The 13793-nt window shown below is 69.6% G+C and carries 11 protein-coding genes; 5 read left to right on the top strand and 6 right to left on the bottom strand.

Features of this window, described 5'->3' with window-relative positions; translation table 11 throughout:
• Positions 1-81: 81 nt before the first annotated feature.
• From aroA to hisN, 3 genes are all read left to right on the top strand, one after another.
• Positions 82-1413, top strand: a complete 1332-nt coding sequence (aroA, locus tag O1R50_RS20795) for a 3-phosphoshikimate 1-carboxyvinyltransferase (protein ID WP_270112114.1) — start codon at positions 82-84, stop codon at positions 1411-1413.
• The gene (gene rsgA / locus O1R50_RS20800) at positions 1413-2429 is read left to right on the top strand and encodes a ribosome small subunit-dependent GTPase A (protein ID WP_270112115.1); all 1017 of its coding nucleotides are present in this window, start codon (positions 1413-1415) and stop codon (positions 2427-2429) included. The genes aroA and rsgA overlap by 1 nt, the downstream gene beginning before the upstream one ends.
• 69 nt (positions 2430-2498) lie before the next feature.
• Positions 2499-3299: a histidinol-phosphatase gene (hisN, locus tag O1R50_RS20805; RefSeq protein ID WP_270112116.1), complete on the top strand. Its 801-nt coding sequence runs from the start codon at positions 2499-2501 to the stop codon at positions 3297-3299.
• Between the two features lie 56 nt (positions 3300-3355).
• On the opposite strand, the gene O1R50_RS20810 is transcribed toward hisN, so the two are convergent.
• Complete coding sequence (locus O1R50_RS20810; protein ID WP_270112117.1) at positions 3356-4324, bottom strand: acetylxylan esterase; 969 nt, start codon at positions 4322-4324, stop codon at positions 3356-3358.
• A gap of 147 nt (positions 4325-4471) precedes the next feature.
• Here O1R50_RS20810 and O1R50_RS20815 point away from each other — a divergent pair, with 147 nt between their 5' ends.
• Both O1R50_RS20815 and O1R50_RS20820 read left to right on the top strand, forming a co-directional pair.
• Positions 4472-5461, top strand: a complete 990-nt coding sequence (locus O1R50_RS20815) for a pectate lyase family protein (RefSeq protein WP_270112118.1) — start codon at positions 4472-4474, stop codon at positions 5459-5461.
• A 186-nt stretch (positions 5462-5647) separates the two neighbouring features.
• The gene (locus O1R50_RS20820) at positions 5648-7051 is read left to right on the top strand and encodes an RICIN domain-containing protein (protein WP_270112119.1); all 1404 of its coding nucleotides are present in this window, start codon (positions 5648-5650) and stop codon (positions 7049-7051) included.
• Between the two features lie 66 nt (positions 7052-7117).
• On the opposite strand, the gene O1R50_RS20825 is transcribed toward O1R50_RS20820, so the two are convergent.
• The 5 genes from O1R50_RS20825 to O1R50_RS20845 all read right to left on the bottom strand — a co-directional run bounded on the left by O1R50_RS20825 (position 7118) and on the right by O1R50_RS20845 (position 13731).
• Positions 7118-8236: a Gfo/Idh/MocA family protein gene (locus O1R50_RS20825; protein ID WP_270112120.1), complete on the bottom strand. Its 1119-nt coding sequence runs from the start codon at positions 8234-8236 to the stop codon at positions 7118-7120.
• Positions 8233-9591, bottom strand: a complete 1359-nt coding sequence (locus O1R50_RS20830) for a mannitol dehydrogenase family protein (protein ID WP_270112121.1) — start codon at positions 9589-9591, stop codon at positions 8233-8235. Before O1R50_RS20830 ends, O1R50_RS20825 begins: the two co-directional genes overlap by 4 nt.
• Positions 9579-10907 carry an enolase C-terminal domain-like protein gene (locus O1R50_RS20835; protein WP_270112122.1) on the bottom strand — a complete coding sequence of 443 codons (1329 nt, stop codon included), beginning with the start codon at positions 10905-10907 and terminating at the stop codon, positions 9579-9581. The genes O1R50_RS20830 and O1R50_RS20835 overlap by 13 nt, the downstream gene beginning before the upstream one ends.
• Positions 10904-12340 (bottom strand): glucuronate isomerase, encoded by a 1437-nt coding sequence (uxaC, locus tag O1R50_RS20840; protein WP_270112124.1) that lies wholly within the window; start codon positions 12338-12340, stop codon positions 10904-10906. Before uxaC ends, O1R50_RS20835 begins: the two co-directional genes overlap by 4 nt.
• Positions 12341-12423: 83 nt before the next feature.
• Entirely contained in the window at positions 12424-13731 is a 1308-nt protein-coding gene (locus tag O1R50_RS20845) for a Gfo/Idh/MocA family protein (RefSeq protein WP_270112125.1), read from the bottom strand.
• Positions 13732-13793: the final 62 nt, after the last annotated feature.

Here is a 13793-nt window from a genome sequence, read left to right on the forward strand (position 1 = left end):
CGCCCGCGGCGACTCCCATTCGCGCCACCCCTGATGCGCCGACCTTCGAGTGCGCAGCTCGCGGGCCTCTAGAATGGCGGCGTGAACGCAACCGCCGCCCCCAAGAAGCGCCGCTGGCAGACTCCGTACGCGGAGGCCGAGCTCGACGCCACCGTCCGTGTTCCCGGCTCGAAGTCGATGATGGCCCGCGCCCTCATCCTCGCGGCGCTCGCTTCCGGTCCTTCTACGATCCGACGGCCGCTCATCGCCCGCGACTCCCTGCTCATGGTCGAAGGGCTGCGGTCCATCGGCGTGGCCGTGGACACGAGCGATGACGACCTCTGGACGGTGCGACCCGGGGTTTTCAAGGGCGGCACCGAAGTCGACTGCGGGCTCGCCGGGACCGTGATGCGGTTCCTGCCCCCCGTCGCGGCGCTCGCCGACGGGCCGGTCGGCTTCGACGGCGACCCGCACGCCCGCAAGCGCCCCAACGACGGCGTCATCAAAGCGCTCCGGGACCTCGGTGTGACGATCGAGGACGGCGGGCGCCTCGCCCTGCCGTTCACCGTGAACGCCCACGGCAGCGTCAAGGGCGGCGCGCTCGACATCGACGCCTCCAAGACCTCGCAGCTGGTGAGCGCGCTCCTCATGGCCGCGCCCCGGTTCGAGCAGGGCCTCGACCTGCGCCACGTCGGCGACAAGCCGGTGCCGAGCCGCCCCTACCTCGACATGGTCGTGCACATGCTCCGCCAGGCCGGGGCCGAGGTCGACGACTCCGAGCCGAACCGCTGGCGGGTCGCGCCCGGGGAGCTCCAGGGCCGCGAATGGGTCGTCGAGCCCGACCTGCAGAACGCCGCGCCGTTCCTCATCGGGGCCGTCGCCGTCGGCGGCCGGATCACCGTCGAGGGCTGGCCGACCGAGACCACCCAGGCCGGGGACAAGATCCGCGACATCCTCGTCCAGCTCGGCTCCCGCGTGGAGTGGAGCCGCGGCGGCCTCACCGTCGTCGGGGCACCCTCGATTCCGCCGGTCGAACTGGACCTCGCCGACGCCGCCGAGCTCACCCCGACGCTCGCCGCGCTGTTCGGCGTCAACAAGGGCCCCTTCGCGATCCGCGGCGTCGCCCACATTCGCGGCCACGAGACCGACCGGGTCTCGGCGCTCGTCACCGAGCTGCGCAAGATCGGCGCGGACGTGGACGAGTTCGAGGACGGCTTCCGCGTCAACAAGGGCGGGCACACCACCGGCACCTGGGAGACCTACGACGACCACCGCATGGCGCACGCCGGCGCCGTGGCCGGGCTGGTCATCCCCGGGCTCAAGCTCTCCGACGTCAACTGCGTCTCCAAGACCTGGCCGGACTTCGCCGAGGTGTGGGAGCAGTCGGTCCTCGGGCACGGGAACGCCGAACCGAGCGAAGGGGCTGACGCCTAGTGCCGCAGCCGGACTGGGACGCCGAGGACGACGAGAAATGGGACGAGGACGACGTGCGGGTGCGGCCCACCCGCCGCTCCCGCCCGCGCACCAAGATCCGCCCCAAGCACGAGCACGCGCAGGAGGGCTTCGTCACCGCGGTCGACCGCGGCCGCTACACCTGCCTGGTCGACGGCAAGCCCGTCACGGCCATGAAGGCCCGTGAACTCGGCAAGCAGTCCATCGTGGTCGGCGACCGCGCGGCGCTCGTCGGCGACCGCTCCGGCAACCCCGGCACCCTCGCCCGGATCGTGAGGATCGAACCGCGCCACGGGGAGCTGCGCCGCTCGGCCGACGACGAGAACGCCACCGAGCGCGTCGTCGTCGCCAACGTCGACCAGCTGGTGGTCGTCGCCAGCCTCGTCGACCCGCCGCTGCGGTACGGGTTCGTCGACCGGTGCCTCGTCGCCGCCTACGACGCCGGGGTCGCGCCCGTCCTATGCCTGACCAAGCACGACCTCGCGCCCGAACTCGTCGAAGAGGTCCGCTCCTACTACTCCCAGCTCGACCTCACCATCACCACCACCGAACCGGATGCGCCGCTCGAGGAGCTCAGGGCGCTCCTGAGAGACAAGGAGAACGTGTTCTTCGGCCACTCGGGCGTCGGCAAGTCCACGCTCGTCAACCGCCTCGTCCCGGGAGCCGGGCGCGTCGTCGCCGAGGTCCGCTCGATCGGCAAGGGCTCCCACACGTCGACCAGCACCGTCTCCTTCCCGCTGCCCGGCGGCGGCTGGGTCATCGACACGCCCGGGGTGCGCTCGTTCGGGCTCGCGCACGTCACCGCCGACTCGATCCTGAAGGCCTTCCCCGAGCTGGAGGAGGTCGCCCAGGACTGCCCGCGCGGGTGCACCCACACGCCCGAGATCGGCGACTGCGCCCTCGACGCCGCGATCGGCCCCGACGACCCGCGCGCGGGCCGCCTCGCCTCGTTCCGGCGCGTCCTCGCGTCCCTCCACGAGGCCGACACCAAGAACTAGCCGGGCCCGTTCACCTGTTCGTTGCCTCGCTGGGCGGCGTCCCTGTCAGGGCCTCAGTAGGATGAGCCCATGCCCACCTCCAGCTACAACGACGATCTCGGCCTCGCGCATCTGCTCGCGGACAGCGCCGCTCAGATCGGCAACAGCCGGTTCCGGTCCTCCGACCTGCGGGTCTCCTCGAAGCCGGACATGACCGAGGTCAGCGACGCGGACACCACGATCGAGGAGGTGCTGCGCTCGACCCTCGCGCGCGCCCGCCCCCGGGACGGGATCTTCGGCGAGGAGTTCGGCGACAACCCCGGCGCCTCGGGCCGCAAGTGGGTCATCGACCCGATCGACGCGACCCGCAACTACGTTCGCGGCGTGCCGATCTGGGCCACGCTCATCGCTCTGTTCGACCGGGGCGAGCCGGTCGTCGGCGTCGTGAGCGCCCCGGCGCTCGGGCGCCGCTGGTGGGCCATGAAGGGCGCGGGCGCGTTCGCCGGACGCGACCAGCGCGCGGGCAAGCGGATCCACGTCTCGAAGGTCGGCAAGCTCTCCGACGCCTCGGTGAGCATCTCCTCGATCACCGGCTGGGCCAAGCTCGACCGCCAGGGGGCGATGCTCGGACTGCTCCACGAGGCCTGGCGCGAACGCGGCTTCGGCGACTTCTACTCGTACTGCCTGCTCGCCGAGGGTGCTGTGGACATCGCGGCCGAACCCGAGGTGGCCCTTTGGGACCTGGCGCCGCTGGCGCTGATCGTCGAAGAGGCGGGCGGGACGTTCACCGACCTGAGGGGACGTTCGGGCCCCGACGGCGGCTCCGCGCTCGCGACGAACGGCCTGCTGCATGAGCAGGCCTTGGAGCGCTTGAAGATCCGGGAGCTCTAGGACGACACGAAACAGGGGGCGTGACCGCATCGGTCACGCCCCCTGTTTCGTGTCGTCTAGCGGTGCTCGGCGAGGAACTTCAGGTGCTCGCCTCGCTGGAGGATGCCGCCGCCTTCGTGGCCGTTCCACGGCCACACGGTGATCCGCTTCTCGCCCTGCCAGCGGTTGTACGCCGCGAACACGGTCGAGGGCGGGCAGACGTCGTCCATGAGGGCGACCGAGTAGAGCGCGGGGGCGGTGCCTCGGGCGGCGAAGTTGACGCCGTCGAAGTAATCGAGGGTCGCGAACGCCCGCTCCTCGCTGAGGCGCTGGCCGGCGAGGAACTCGCCGATCTCCTTGTAGGGGAAGGAGTCGGTGATGGTGGTCGCGCGGCGGAAGTAGGTCAGGAAGGGCACGTCGATCATCGCGCCCGCGAGGTCGTCTCGCAGGCCGCCGACGGCCTGGGCGATGCCGCCGCCCTGGCTGCCGCCGGCGACGACGATCCGGTCGGGGTCGATCCCGTCGAGGCCTTTGGCGACGTCGACCGCGCGGACCGCGTCGGTGAAGACGCGCCGGTAGTAGTAGTGCTCGGGGTCTTCGAGGCCCTGGGTCATCCAGCCCTTATTGGTGGGACCTGTGGTGCCGTAGGGGTCGCCGGTGTCGCCCGGCTGCCAGTGGCCGAAGCCCTGGCCTCGGGTGTCCATGACGAAGTGGGCCCAGCCCGCGGCGGGATACGTGGTGTGCGACTCCGGCAGCGAGCGGCCGCCGGAGTAGCCGATGAACTCGACCACGCAGGGCAGGGGGCCTTCGACGCCCTTGGGCTTGACGAGCCAGGCCTTGATGGGGTGGCCGCCGAACCCGGCGAAGGTCACGTCGTTCACCTCCAGCATGACCATGTTGGTCGCGAACGGTTCGAGCCGGACGTCGAGGTCGTGCGCGGCGGCGTCGGTGAGCGTGGACTTCCAGAACTCGTCGAAGTCGGCCGGTTCGGGCACCTCGGGACGGTATTCGCGGAGCTGTTCAAGGGGAAGGTCGAAAAGAGCCATGGAGAGTTTGTAGCACGACCAAACGAACTATTGCAATCGCAACCGCTTGCCTTGCCGTGCTCGCCGGGTTAACATATCGATTCATTTCCATGCATTCTCGGCAAATGCGGAGAATGCGACGAACCGACAACCGAGAGGAACGAAAGAGTGAGCACCAACCCGGCAGTACCGCGAATCAAGCGGCGCGTGCTCCTGGCCTCCAGTGCGGGCGCAGCCGCGGCCGCGAGCGGCCTCGGCGTCTGGGCCACCCAGAACGCCGGCGCAGAGGAAGCCTCCCCCCAACAGGCCGCCCCGATGCAGGACGGCCCGCTCGGCTGGGCGAGCCAGAACGGCGGCGTCACCGGCGGCACCGAAGAGGTCGCCGTCTCCGGCGCCGACGAGTTCCTGGCCGCGATCGGCGAAGGCGGGCTCATCGTCCGCCTCTCGGGCGAGATCGCGATCTCGGGGATGAACGACGTCGCGTCCGACACCACCATCGTGGGCGACTCCGGTGCCCGGATCACCGGAGGCGGCCTCGACGTCTCAGAGCAGTCGAACGTCATCATCACGAACCTCGTGTTCGACGACTGGGACGACGACGCGATCAACGTCCAGGAGGGATCCACGAACATCTGGGTCCACCACAACACCTTCGGGATCGGCTACGACGGCTGCCTCGACGTCAAGCGCGGCTCGGACTACGTCACCGTGGGGTGGAACGTCTTCAACGGGCACGACAAGAACATGCTCCTCGGCCACTCCGACGACAACGGGAGCCAGGACACCGGCCACCTCCGGGTGACCTACCACCACAACCTGTTCAACGGCACCAACCAGCGCAACCCGCGGGTGCGCTTCGGCGAGCAGGTCCACGTCCTGAACAACCACTACAAGGGCGTCGGGGGCTATGGCATCGCGACCACCATGGACGCGGGCGTGATCGTCGAGGGCAACTACTTCGAGAACGTCGCCGAGCCCACCCACATCGGCGAGGGCGACTCGGAACCGGGCCGCCTCGTCGAGATGGGCAACGTCCTCGACGGCTCCGGCGAGATCCTCACCGCGGGCTCGGTCGACACCGCGCTGCCGTACGAGTACGCGGCCGACGCGGCCGACGCCGTGCCGGGCATCGTGGGCGAGGGCGCGGGAGCGAAGTAGTCACACGCGCATCAGCGAACCACACCCACCAGACGGGGCCGACGAGACATCGTCGGCCCCGTTGCTTTCTATTTTGGACGGACTGGTCGCAACGGCTTGCCATGATTCTCGGGATAGCGTTAACATCCTCACATCGAGAGTCATCAATATATTGGTCTCTCCCCTCCCCCGAAAGGACCTTCACTCATGGGGAACCTCCTCAACGGCCGGTACTCCCGGCGCCGATTCTGGAAGGTCGCGGGCCTGACCGCGGCCGTGCCCGCCGCCGCGAGCGCCGGACTCCTGACCGCGAGCCCGGCACACGCGGTCCAGACCGGCACGTGGTACTTCATCGAATCCCGCCATTCCGGGCTCGTCCTCGACGTCCTCAACGCCTCCACCGCAACCGGTGCCCAGATCGTCCAGTACAGCAACACCGGCGGGCAGCACCAGCAGTTCCGCTTCATCGACGCCGGCGGCGGCTACTACCGCATCCAGGCCCGGCACTCCAACCAGGTGCTCGACGTGTGGGAGTGGAACCCCGACAACGGCGCCACCATCGCGCAGTTCACCGATCTGGGCGGCACCAACCAGCAGTGGCAGGTGACCGAGAGCGGCGGCTACGCGACGTTCGTCAACCGCTTCTCGGGCAAGGCGCTCGACGTCTGGGAGTGGTCCACCGCGGCCGGCTCCCGGATCTCGCAGTACGACCCGTCCGGCGGATGGAACCAGCAGTGGCGCCTCGTCGCCACCGGAGGCGGCGGCACCCAGACCGGCCTGGTCGGCTGGGCCACCCAGAACGGCGGCACCACCGGAGGGGGCAGCGCCGCGGCCACCACCGTCACCTCGGCCTCGGCGCTCACCTCGGCCGTCGCGGGCAGCTCGGCGAGGGTGGTCCGCGTCAGCGGCACCATCAACCTCTCCGGGATGGTCAACGTCGGCTCGAACGTCACGATCGTGGGCAACTCCGGCGCCCAGATCACCGGCGGCGGCCTCCACCTGAGCGGCTCCCGCAACGTCATCATCCAGAACCTGGCCTTCAACAACTGGTCCGACGACGCGATCAACATCCAGGACGGCTCCACGAACATCTGGGTCGACCACAACACCTTCGGGACCGGCTACGACGGCTCGTGCGACATCAAGCGCGAGTCCGACTTCATCACGGTCTCGTGGAACCGGTTCAACAACAGCGACAAGAACATGCTGCTGGGCCACTCGGACAGCCACACCGCGGACATCGGGAACCTGCGGGTGACCTACCACCACAACTTCTTCAACAGCACCCAGCAGCGCAACCCGCGGGTCCGCTTCGGCGAGCCCGTCCACATCTTCAACAACTACTACTACGACATCGGCGACTACGGCGTCGCGACCACCATGAACGCCGGGGTGATCTTCGAGGGCAACTACATCGAGAACACCGAGTCCCCCACCGAGATCGGCCAGGGCGACTCCGCCGGCGGACGGATCGTCTCGCGCAACAACCACCTCGTCAACTCCGGGACGCCGGTGTCGAGCGGGTCCGTCGCGAGCGTGCCGTACGCCTTCACGCTCGACACCCCCTCGAACGTGAAGTCCATCGTGACCGGCGGCGCCGGGGCTCGCTGACCTCCTTGCGCCACAAGTGGATACGAGAGCGGCCCCGGTCCGGGGACCGGGGCCGCTCTCGTGCGTCTAGGCCCAGGGGAGGCCGAGCTCGCTGAAGAGCTTGCCCTGCTTCGCCGCGTCCTCAACGGCCTGGTCGGCGCCCTTGAGGATCGTCACAGGGTCGTCGCCGACGCGCTCGAGGTGCTCGGCGTCGACGAGGCGCGGGATCGGATCGTTCAGGACGCGCTCGAGCACACCGGTGAAGGTCTTCGCGCGGCGCAGGCCCGAGATGAGGCCGACGCCCTTGTTGCGGTGAGCGAGCAGATTGTCGAGAAGGTCCGTGCGGCCGTACTGCTTCGGCTCCGACTCGCCGGGCAGGAGCAGGCGGTCGGTCGGGTACTCGAACCAGGCCTCGCCCTTCGTGCCCCGCACGTACACGTCGCCCTCGAGCTTGCGCTCGCCGCAGAGGGTCACGGCCACCGTGATCTGCACGCCGTTCTTGTTCGTCGCGCGCCAGACCGCGGTGTCGTCCACTTCGATGTTCTCGCGGGTGCGCAGCCGCTCGAGCTCGATCCCGCCGTCCAGCGGCCAGTCCCCCGCCAGCGCGATGGCCTCCTGGGAGGCGTGCGCGAACGGGTTGGCGAGGGCGCCGTCGGCGATGAGGGTGCCGTTCGCCTCCCGCTTTCCGGCCCAAGGGGAGCGGCGGTAGTAGGAGTCGGGGCGCTGCCAGGAGCCGGCGACCGAGACGGATTCGACCTCGCCGAGCTGCCCGGCTTCGATGGCGTCGCGGAGGGCGTTGAACGCGTGGGAGCCGAGGGCTTGGAAGCCGACCTGGACGTTGCGGCCGGTCTCGGTCATGACCGCGTAGAGCGCGGCGTATTCGGCGAGGTTGGCGACGGGGGGCTTCTCGAGGTAGACGTCGGCGCCGTGGCGCATCGCGGCGCTGGCGATGGGCAGGTGGGTGGGGGGCGGGGTGGCGATGATGACGACGTCGGGGTCGGTGGCGTCGAGCATGGCCTGGTAGTCGTCGAAGACGGGGAGGTCGCCGACCGGGATGGCGTCGTCCTCGTAGATCTCGGCGGTGTCGCACAGGGCCGCGAAGTCGAGTTCGCCGCTGCGGCGGCGGGGTTCGAGGTTGTGGCGGTGGTGCAGGCCGTATCCGTTGGCGCCCACGAGGGCGATGCGGGGCGTGCGGGTTTCGGTCACAAGTGCTCCAGTGTGGTGGCGACGCCGTGCCGGTCGAGTTCGCGCAGCCATTTGGCGGCGGCCCGGCGCAGCTGGTGGTTGTCGGCGACGGATTCGGGGACGATTTGGTGGAGCCCGAGGATAGCGTCGATGCGTGCGGCGGCGTTGGGCCCGGCGGCGGTGAGGCTCTGGCGGATGGCGCCCTTCATCGGGTCGTCGAGTGGCAGGTCGGTGCCGTGGTCGCTCGTGCCTGCGCAGAAGCGGGTCCAGGCGGCGACCGGGAGCGCGATGAGGTCGAGGTCGACGCGGGCTTCGGCGAGGTCGGCGATGGTGGCGAAGAGGCGCTGCGGGAGTTTCTGGGAGCCGTCCATGGCGATCTGGAGGCACCGGTGGCGGATGCCGGGGTTGCGGAAGCGGCCGAGGACGCCTTCGCCGTATTCGACGGTGTCCTGCCCGTCGGGCGGGGTGAAGCTGGGGGCGATCTGCTCGGCGATGAGCCAGCGCGCGAAGGCCTCGGCGCCGGGGAGGGCGAGGGTGTCGCTGATGGTCTCGATGCCGGCGAGCGCGCCGAGGTAGGCGAGGGTGGAGTGGACGCCGTTGAGGGTGCGGAGTTTCAAGCGCTCCCATCCTGCGACGTCGTGGGTGTAGGTGGCGGCCCAGGGCGGGCGGGGCCCGGCGAAGTCGTCTTCGATGACCCATTGGGTGAAGGGTTCGGCTTCGACGGCGGCGAGGTCGGTGACGCCGAGTTCGCCCAGGGCGCGTTCGTAGGTGGCCTGGGTGGAGGCGGGGACGATGCGGTCGACCATCGAGGAGGGGAAGGTGACGTGCTCGTCGGCCCAGGCGCGGGTGGTGGGGTCGAGGAGGGGTTCGATGGCGGCGCGGGTGGTTTTGCCGTTGTCGGGCAGGTTGTCGCAGCAGAGGATGGTGAGGGGCGGCCCGTTTTGGGCGGCGCGCTTCGCGAGTCCTTCGGCGAGGAGGCCGGGGACGCCTGCGGGGTCGCGGTAGGCCTTCTCGGTGACGGTGAGGGTGACGACGTGGGTGGTCTCGGCGGCGACGAGGTCGACGGCCCGCTGGTGTTCGGAGGCGATGTGGACGGTGTCGACGATGGAGCCGATGACGCGCATGGAGGCGCCTGCGGGGCCGAGGGTCGCGACGGAGTAGAGGCCGTCCTGTGCGGCGAGGGCGTCGATGACGTCGCGCGAGTTCGGGGCGGCGACGGTGATGCCCCAGTCGGTGTCGTCGGTGTAGACCGCCTGGTGGGCGCGGTGGAAGGCGCCCGCGCCGATGTGGAGGACGCCGGAGGTCTGGGGGCGGTCCCCGGGGACTTGCACGTCCCCGGGGAGCCGCTTCAGGTTGTCGTTGGCTAGGCGTTCCATGCCGGCCCGTTCGGGAACGAGTACTCGGCGATGGATTCGGCCTTGAGCGTGACCGAGTAGCCGGGCTGGGTGGGCAGGCGGTAGCGCCCGTCAACGACCTTGACCGGGTCGGTGTAGTGCTCGTGCAGGTGGTCGACGTATTCGATCATGCGGCCCTCCAAGGTCTTCCCCACTCGAAGGTATTCGAACATGCCGAGGTGCTGCACGTATTCGCAAAGGCCCACGCCGCCGGAGTGCGGGCAGACGTCGACGCCGTGCTTGGCGGCCATGAGGAGGGTGGCGAGGACTTCGGGGATGCCGGCGACGCGGCAGGCGTCGATCTGGCAGACCTGGATGGCCTCGGCCTGGAGGAGCTGTTTGAAGATGACGCGGTTGGCGGCGACCTCGCCGGTGGCGACGCGGATGGGGTTGACGGCCTTGGCGATCTTGGCGTGGCCGAGGATGTCGTCGGGGTGGGTGGGCTCTTCGATCCAGTAGGGGTCGAATGCCGCGAGGTGCTTCATGTTCCCGATGGCTTCGGGGACGGACCAGATCTGGTTGGCGTCCATCATGAGCAGGCGGTCGGGGCCGAGGACGTCGCGGATGATGCCGGCGCGGCGCACGTCGTCGGCGACGTCGGGCGAGCCCACTTTCATCTTGGCGGCGGTCCAGCCTTCGGCGACGGCCTGCTCGGTGAGGGCGCGTACCTTGTCGTCGTCGTAGCCGAGCCAGCCGACGGAGGTGGTGTAGGCGGGGAAGCCGTCGTTCTGGAGGACTTTGAGGCGGTCCTCGTAGCCGATGCGGCCTTCGTCGAGGATCGCTTCTGCTTCGGCGGGGGTGAGCTCGTCCTCGATGTGCCGGTAGTCGATCTGGGCGGCGAGTTCGGCGGAGTCCATCTCGGCGAGCAGCTGCCACATGGGCTTGCCCTCGAGTTTGGCGCGCAGGTCCCAGACGGCGTTGACGATGGCGCCGACGGCCATGTGGGTGGCGCCCTTCTCGGGGCCGAGCCAGCGGATCTGCGGCTCCTGGATGATCGAGCGGGAGAACTCGACCGGGTTGGCGAAGATCTCCTCGACGGTCTTGCCGGTGACCAGGTGCGCGAAGGCCTTCACGGCCTGGGCGACGATCTCGGTCCCGCGTCCGCCGGTGAAGGTGAAGCCGGTGCCGGTGGGGCCGCCGTCGGTGAACAGTTCGACGTAGCAGGCCGAGTAGTCGGCGCGGTTGATCGAGTCGGAGCCGTCGCCGGCGGTCGCGGTGGGGAACCGCACGTCGTGGACTTCGAGGCGTTCGATCCTGGTCCTCGGCGAGGCTTGCGAGCCGTGAATTTGCTCCGTCACTGGCTTTCCAATCCATAGATCTTGCGGGGCTGGTTGTAGGCGAGGTCGATGGCGACCTCGGCGGCTTCGTGCTCGGTCATCCGGTGCTCGGCGACGAGGCGGGCCAGGTAGGCGGCGTCGATGCGGCGGGCCACGTCGTGCCGGGCGGGGATGGAGCAGAACGCCCGGGTGTCGTCGACGAACCCGGCGGTGTTGTAGAACCCGGCGGTCTCGTGCACGGCCTCCCTGAAGCGGCGCATGCCCTCCGGCGAGTCGAGGAACCACCAGGGGGCGCCGAGGAACACCGAGGCGTAGCCGCCCGCGAGCGGGGCGAGCTCGCGGCTGAACACGGTCTCGTCCAGGGTGTAGAGGACGATCCGGAAGCGGGGGTGGTTGCCGAACGCGTCGAGGAGCGGCTTGAGCGCCCGCGTGTACTCGGTGGCGTTCGGGATGTCGCCGCCGACGTCGCGGCCCCAGCCGTCGTAGAGCCACTGGTTGTGGTTGCGGTTCGAGCCCGGGTGGAGCTGCATGACCAGGCCGTCTTCGACGCTCATGCGCGCGAACTCGGTGAGCATGAGCGCCGGGAAGCGCAGGATCTCGGTCTCGTCGGCTTCGCCTTTGAGGGCTTTGGCGTAGATCTCGGCGGCGGCCTTCGGGTCGTCTTCGGTGGCCGCCGTGAGGTTGCCGTGGTCGGAGCAGGTGGCGCCGGCGGCGATGAAGTCCTGGCGGCGCGAGCGCAGTGCCGCGAGGAACCCGTCGAACGTGGACGTGTCCTCGCCGGTGATTTCGGACAGCCGCTCGACGCGCTCGCTCCAGCCGGGCCAGCCGGGTTCGACCATGTTGTCCGGCCGGAACGTGGTGACGACCTTCCCGCCCTTGCCGCCCCACTGGCGGCCGCCGGACGCGGGCGTCGCGGCCAGCGCGGCGTGCGGCTCGAGGGAGTCCACGGGGGACTCGGTGGTGGCGAGCACTTCGATGTTGAAGCGGTCGAACAGGGCCCGGGGCCGGTAGGCGGGTTCGGTGAGGCGCGCGGAGAGGTGGTCGTAGAACTCGTCGGCGGTGCCGGCTCCGAGCTCCTTGTAGATCCCGAAGACCTCCGCGAAGGTGTGGTCGAGCCACATCTTGGAGGGGGTGCCGCGGAAGAGGCGGTAGTGCTCGGCGAAGCGGCGCCAGATCGTGCGTCCGTCCACTTCGGAGGGGGTGCCGTCGACCGAGGCGACGCCCATCTCGGCGGGGGTCACGCCCTGGCTGTAGAGCATCCGGGTCAGGTAGTGGTCGGGGACGACGAAGAGGCGGGCCGGGTCGGGGAACGGCTGGTTCTCCGATATCAGGCGCGGGTCGACGTGCCCGTGGGGGCTGACCAGCGGCAGGTCGGCGGTGCGCTGGTGGAGTTCCCTGGCGATGGCGCGCGTGCGCTCGTCGGCCGGGAACAACCGGTCGGGGTTAAGACTCATCGGTGTTTACTCCGGTTCGGGGAGAGGCGAGCGAAGCGAGCCGGTTGGGCGGGGCGACGGGTGCGGGCCTCATCTGGGGTGTCCTATTTCAAGAGGTCGGCGACGTCGACCGGGAGCCCGGTCTCGATGGACGCGTTCGCGGCGAGGCCCGCGGCGAGGGCGTTCACGCCGTCCTGCGCGTTCGCGGAGCGGTCGTGCGGGTCGGTGTCGCCGTCGAAGATGACGCCGAGCATGACCTTGTCGCCGCCGCCGTGACCGGCCCGCTGGTATTCGCCGAGGTCGATCTTCTGGGGCTTGGTCCAGAAGGGGTGGAGGGTCAGCTCGTACCAGCCCTCCTCGGGGGCGGCGTGGGTGCCGTGGAGGCTGGCGCCGTTGGGGCCCTTGAGGGCGGGGTTGACGTGGTCGTTCTCGACGACGAGGAGTTCGAGGCGGCCCTGGGTGCCGTTGAAGTGCACCCGGTAGCCCTCCCAGGGCGAATAGGCGGTGAGCCGGTAGGAGAGCGTGACGCCGGAGTCGTAGTCGACGAGCGCCATCATGTCGTCGTAGATGGTCACGCCGGGCGCGAACACGGACTGGTCGCGGATGTAGCCGTCCTCGTCTTCGGCGTCGAGGTACATCTCCTTGAGGCCGGGGCTGTCCTCCATGTGGAGCGCGAACGGGTCGTCGGAGGCGAGGGGGGAACCGTGGACGCGGGTGTAGCCGCGGTCGTGGCCGGTGCGCTTGCCGTTCTCGCCGTAGAAGGCGAGCTTGCCTTTGGCGAAGGCGCGCACGGGCGCCGCGTCGAGCCACCAGTTGACGAGGTCGAAGTGGTGGCCGGACTTGTGGACGAGGAGGCCGCCGGAGTTCTCGGCCTCGCGGTGCCAGCGGCGGAAGTAGTCGGCGCCGTGGCGGGTGTCGAGGAGCCAGTCGAAGCCGACGGAGGTGATCTCGCCGATCGCGCCCTCGCGCAGGAGCTCGGCGACCTTCTCGTGCAGGGGGTTGTAGCGGTAGTTGAAGGTGACGGTGACGGTGCCCTTCGACTGCGCCTCGGCGGCGAGGATCGCGGCCGCGTGCTCGCCGGTGGTCGTCAGCGGCTTCTCGCAGATGACGTCCTTGTCGGCGGCGAGCGCGGCGAGGATGTACTCGTGGTGGGTCGCGTCGACCGACGTGACGATGACCGTGTCGGGGTCGGTCTCGGCGAGGAGCTTGTCGAAGTCGGCCGCTGCGTACGCGGCGGGGGCCGGGTGGCCCTCGGCCTCGATCGCCTCCATGTGGCGGGCGATGCGCTTGGCGTTGGTGTCCGCGAGGGCGACGAGGCGGGCTTTGTCACTCCGCTCGGTGATGGCCTTGCGGTACATCGTGGCGCGTGAGCCGGTTCCCACGAGGGCATAGCGATGCGGCGTGCCAGGCATGTGACTCCTTCGTCGGCGAGTTTTGGTAAACGCTATCGGAGAAACTTGCCGCAATCAAGAGC

The organism is Glycomyces luteolus, from assembly GCF_027622875.1.
Classification (GTDB): Bacteria; Actinomycetota; Actinomycetes; order Mycobacteriales; family Micromonosporaceae; genus Glycomyces; species Glycomyces luteolus.

Bases quoted from the DNA above. Each gene is read 5' to 3' on its own strand.
- O1R50_RS20820 (WP_270112119.1), top strand. From the start codon at position 5,648: ATGGGGAACCTCCTCAACGGCCGGTACTCCCGGCGCCGATTCTGGAAG.
- O1R50_RS20845 (WP_270112125.1), bottom strand. From the start codon at position 13,731: ATGCCTGGCACGCCGCATCGCTATGCCCTCGTGGGAACCGGCTCACGC.
- O1R50_RS20810 (WP_270112117.1), bottom strand. From the start codon at position 4,324: ATGGCTCTTTTCGACCTTCCCCTTGAACAGCTCCGCGAATACCGTCCC.
- hisN (WP_270112116.1), top strand. From the start codon at position 2,499: ATGCCCACCTCCAGCTACAACGACGATCTCGGCCTCGCGCATCTGCTC.
- O1R50_RS20830 (WP_270112121.1), bottom strand. From the start codon at position 9,591: ATGGAACGCCTAGCCAACGACAACCTGAAGCGGCTCCCCGGGGACGTG.
- uxaC (WP_270112124.1), bottom strand. From the start codon at position 12,340: ATGAGTCTTAACCCCGACCGGTTGTTCCCGGCCGACGAGCGCACGCGC.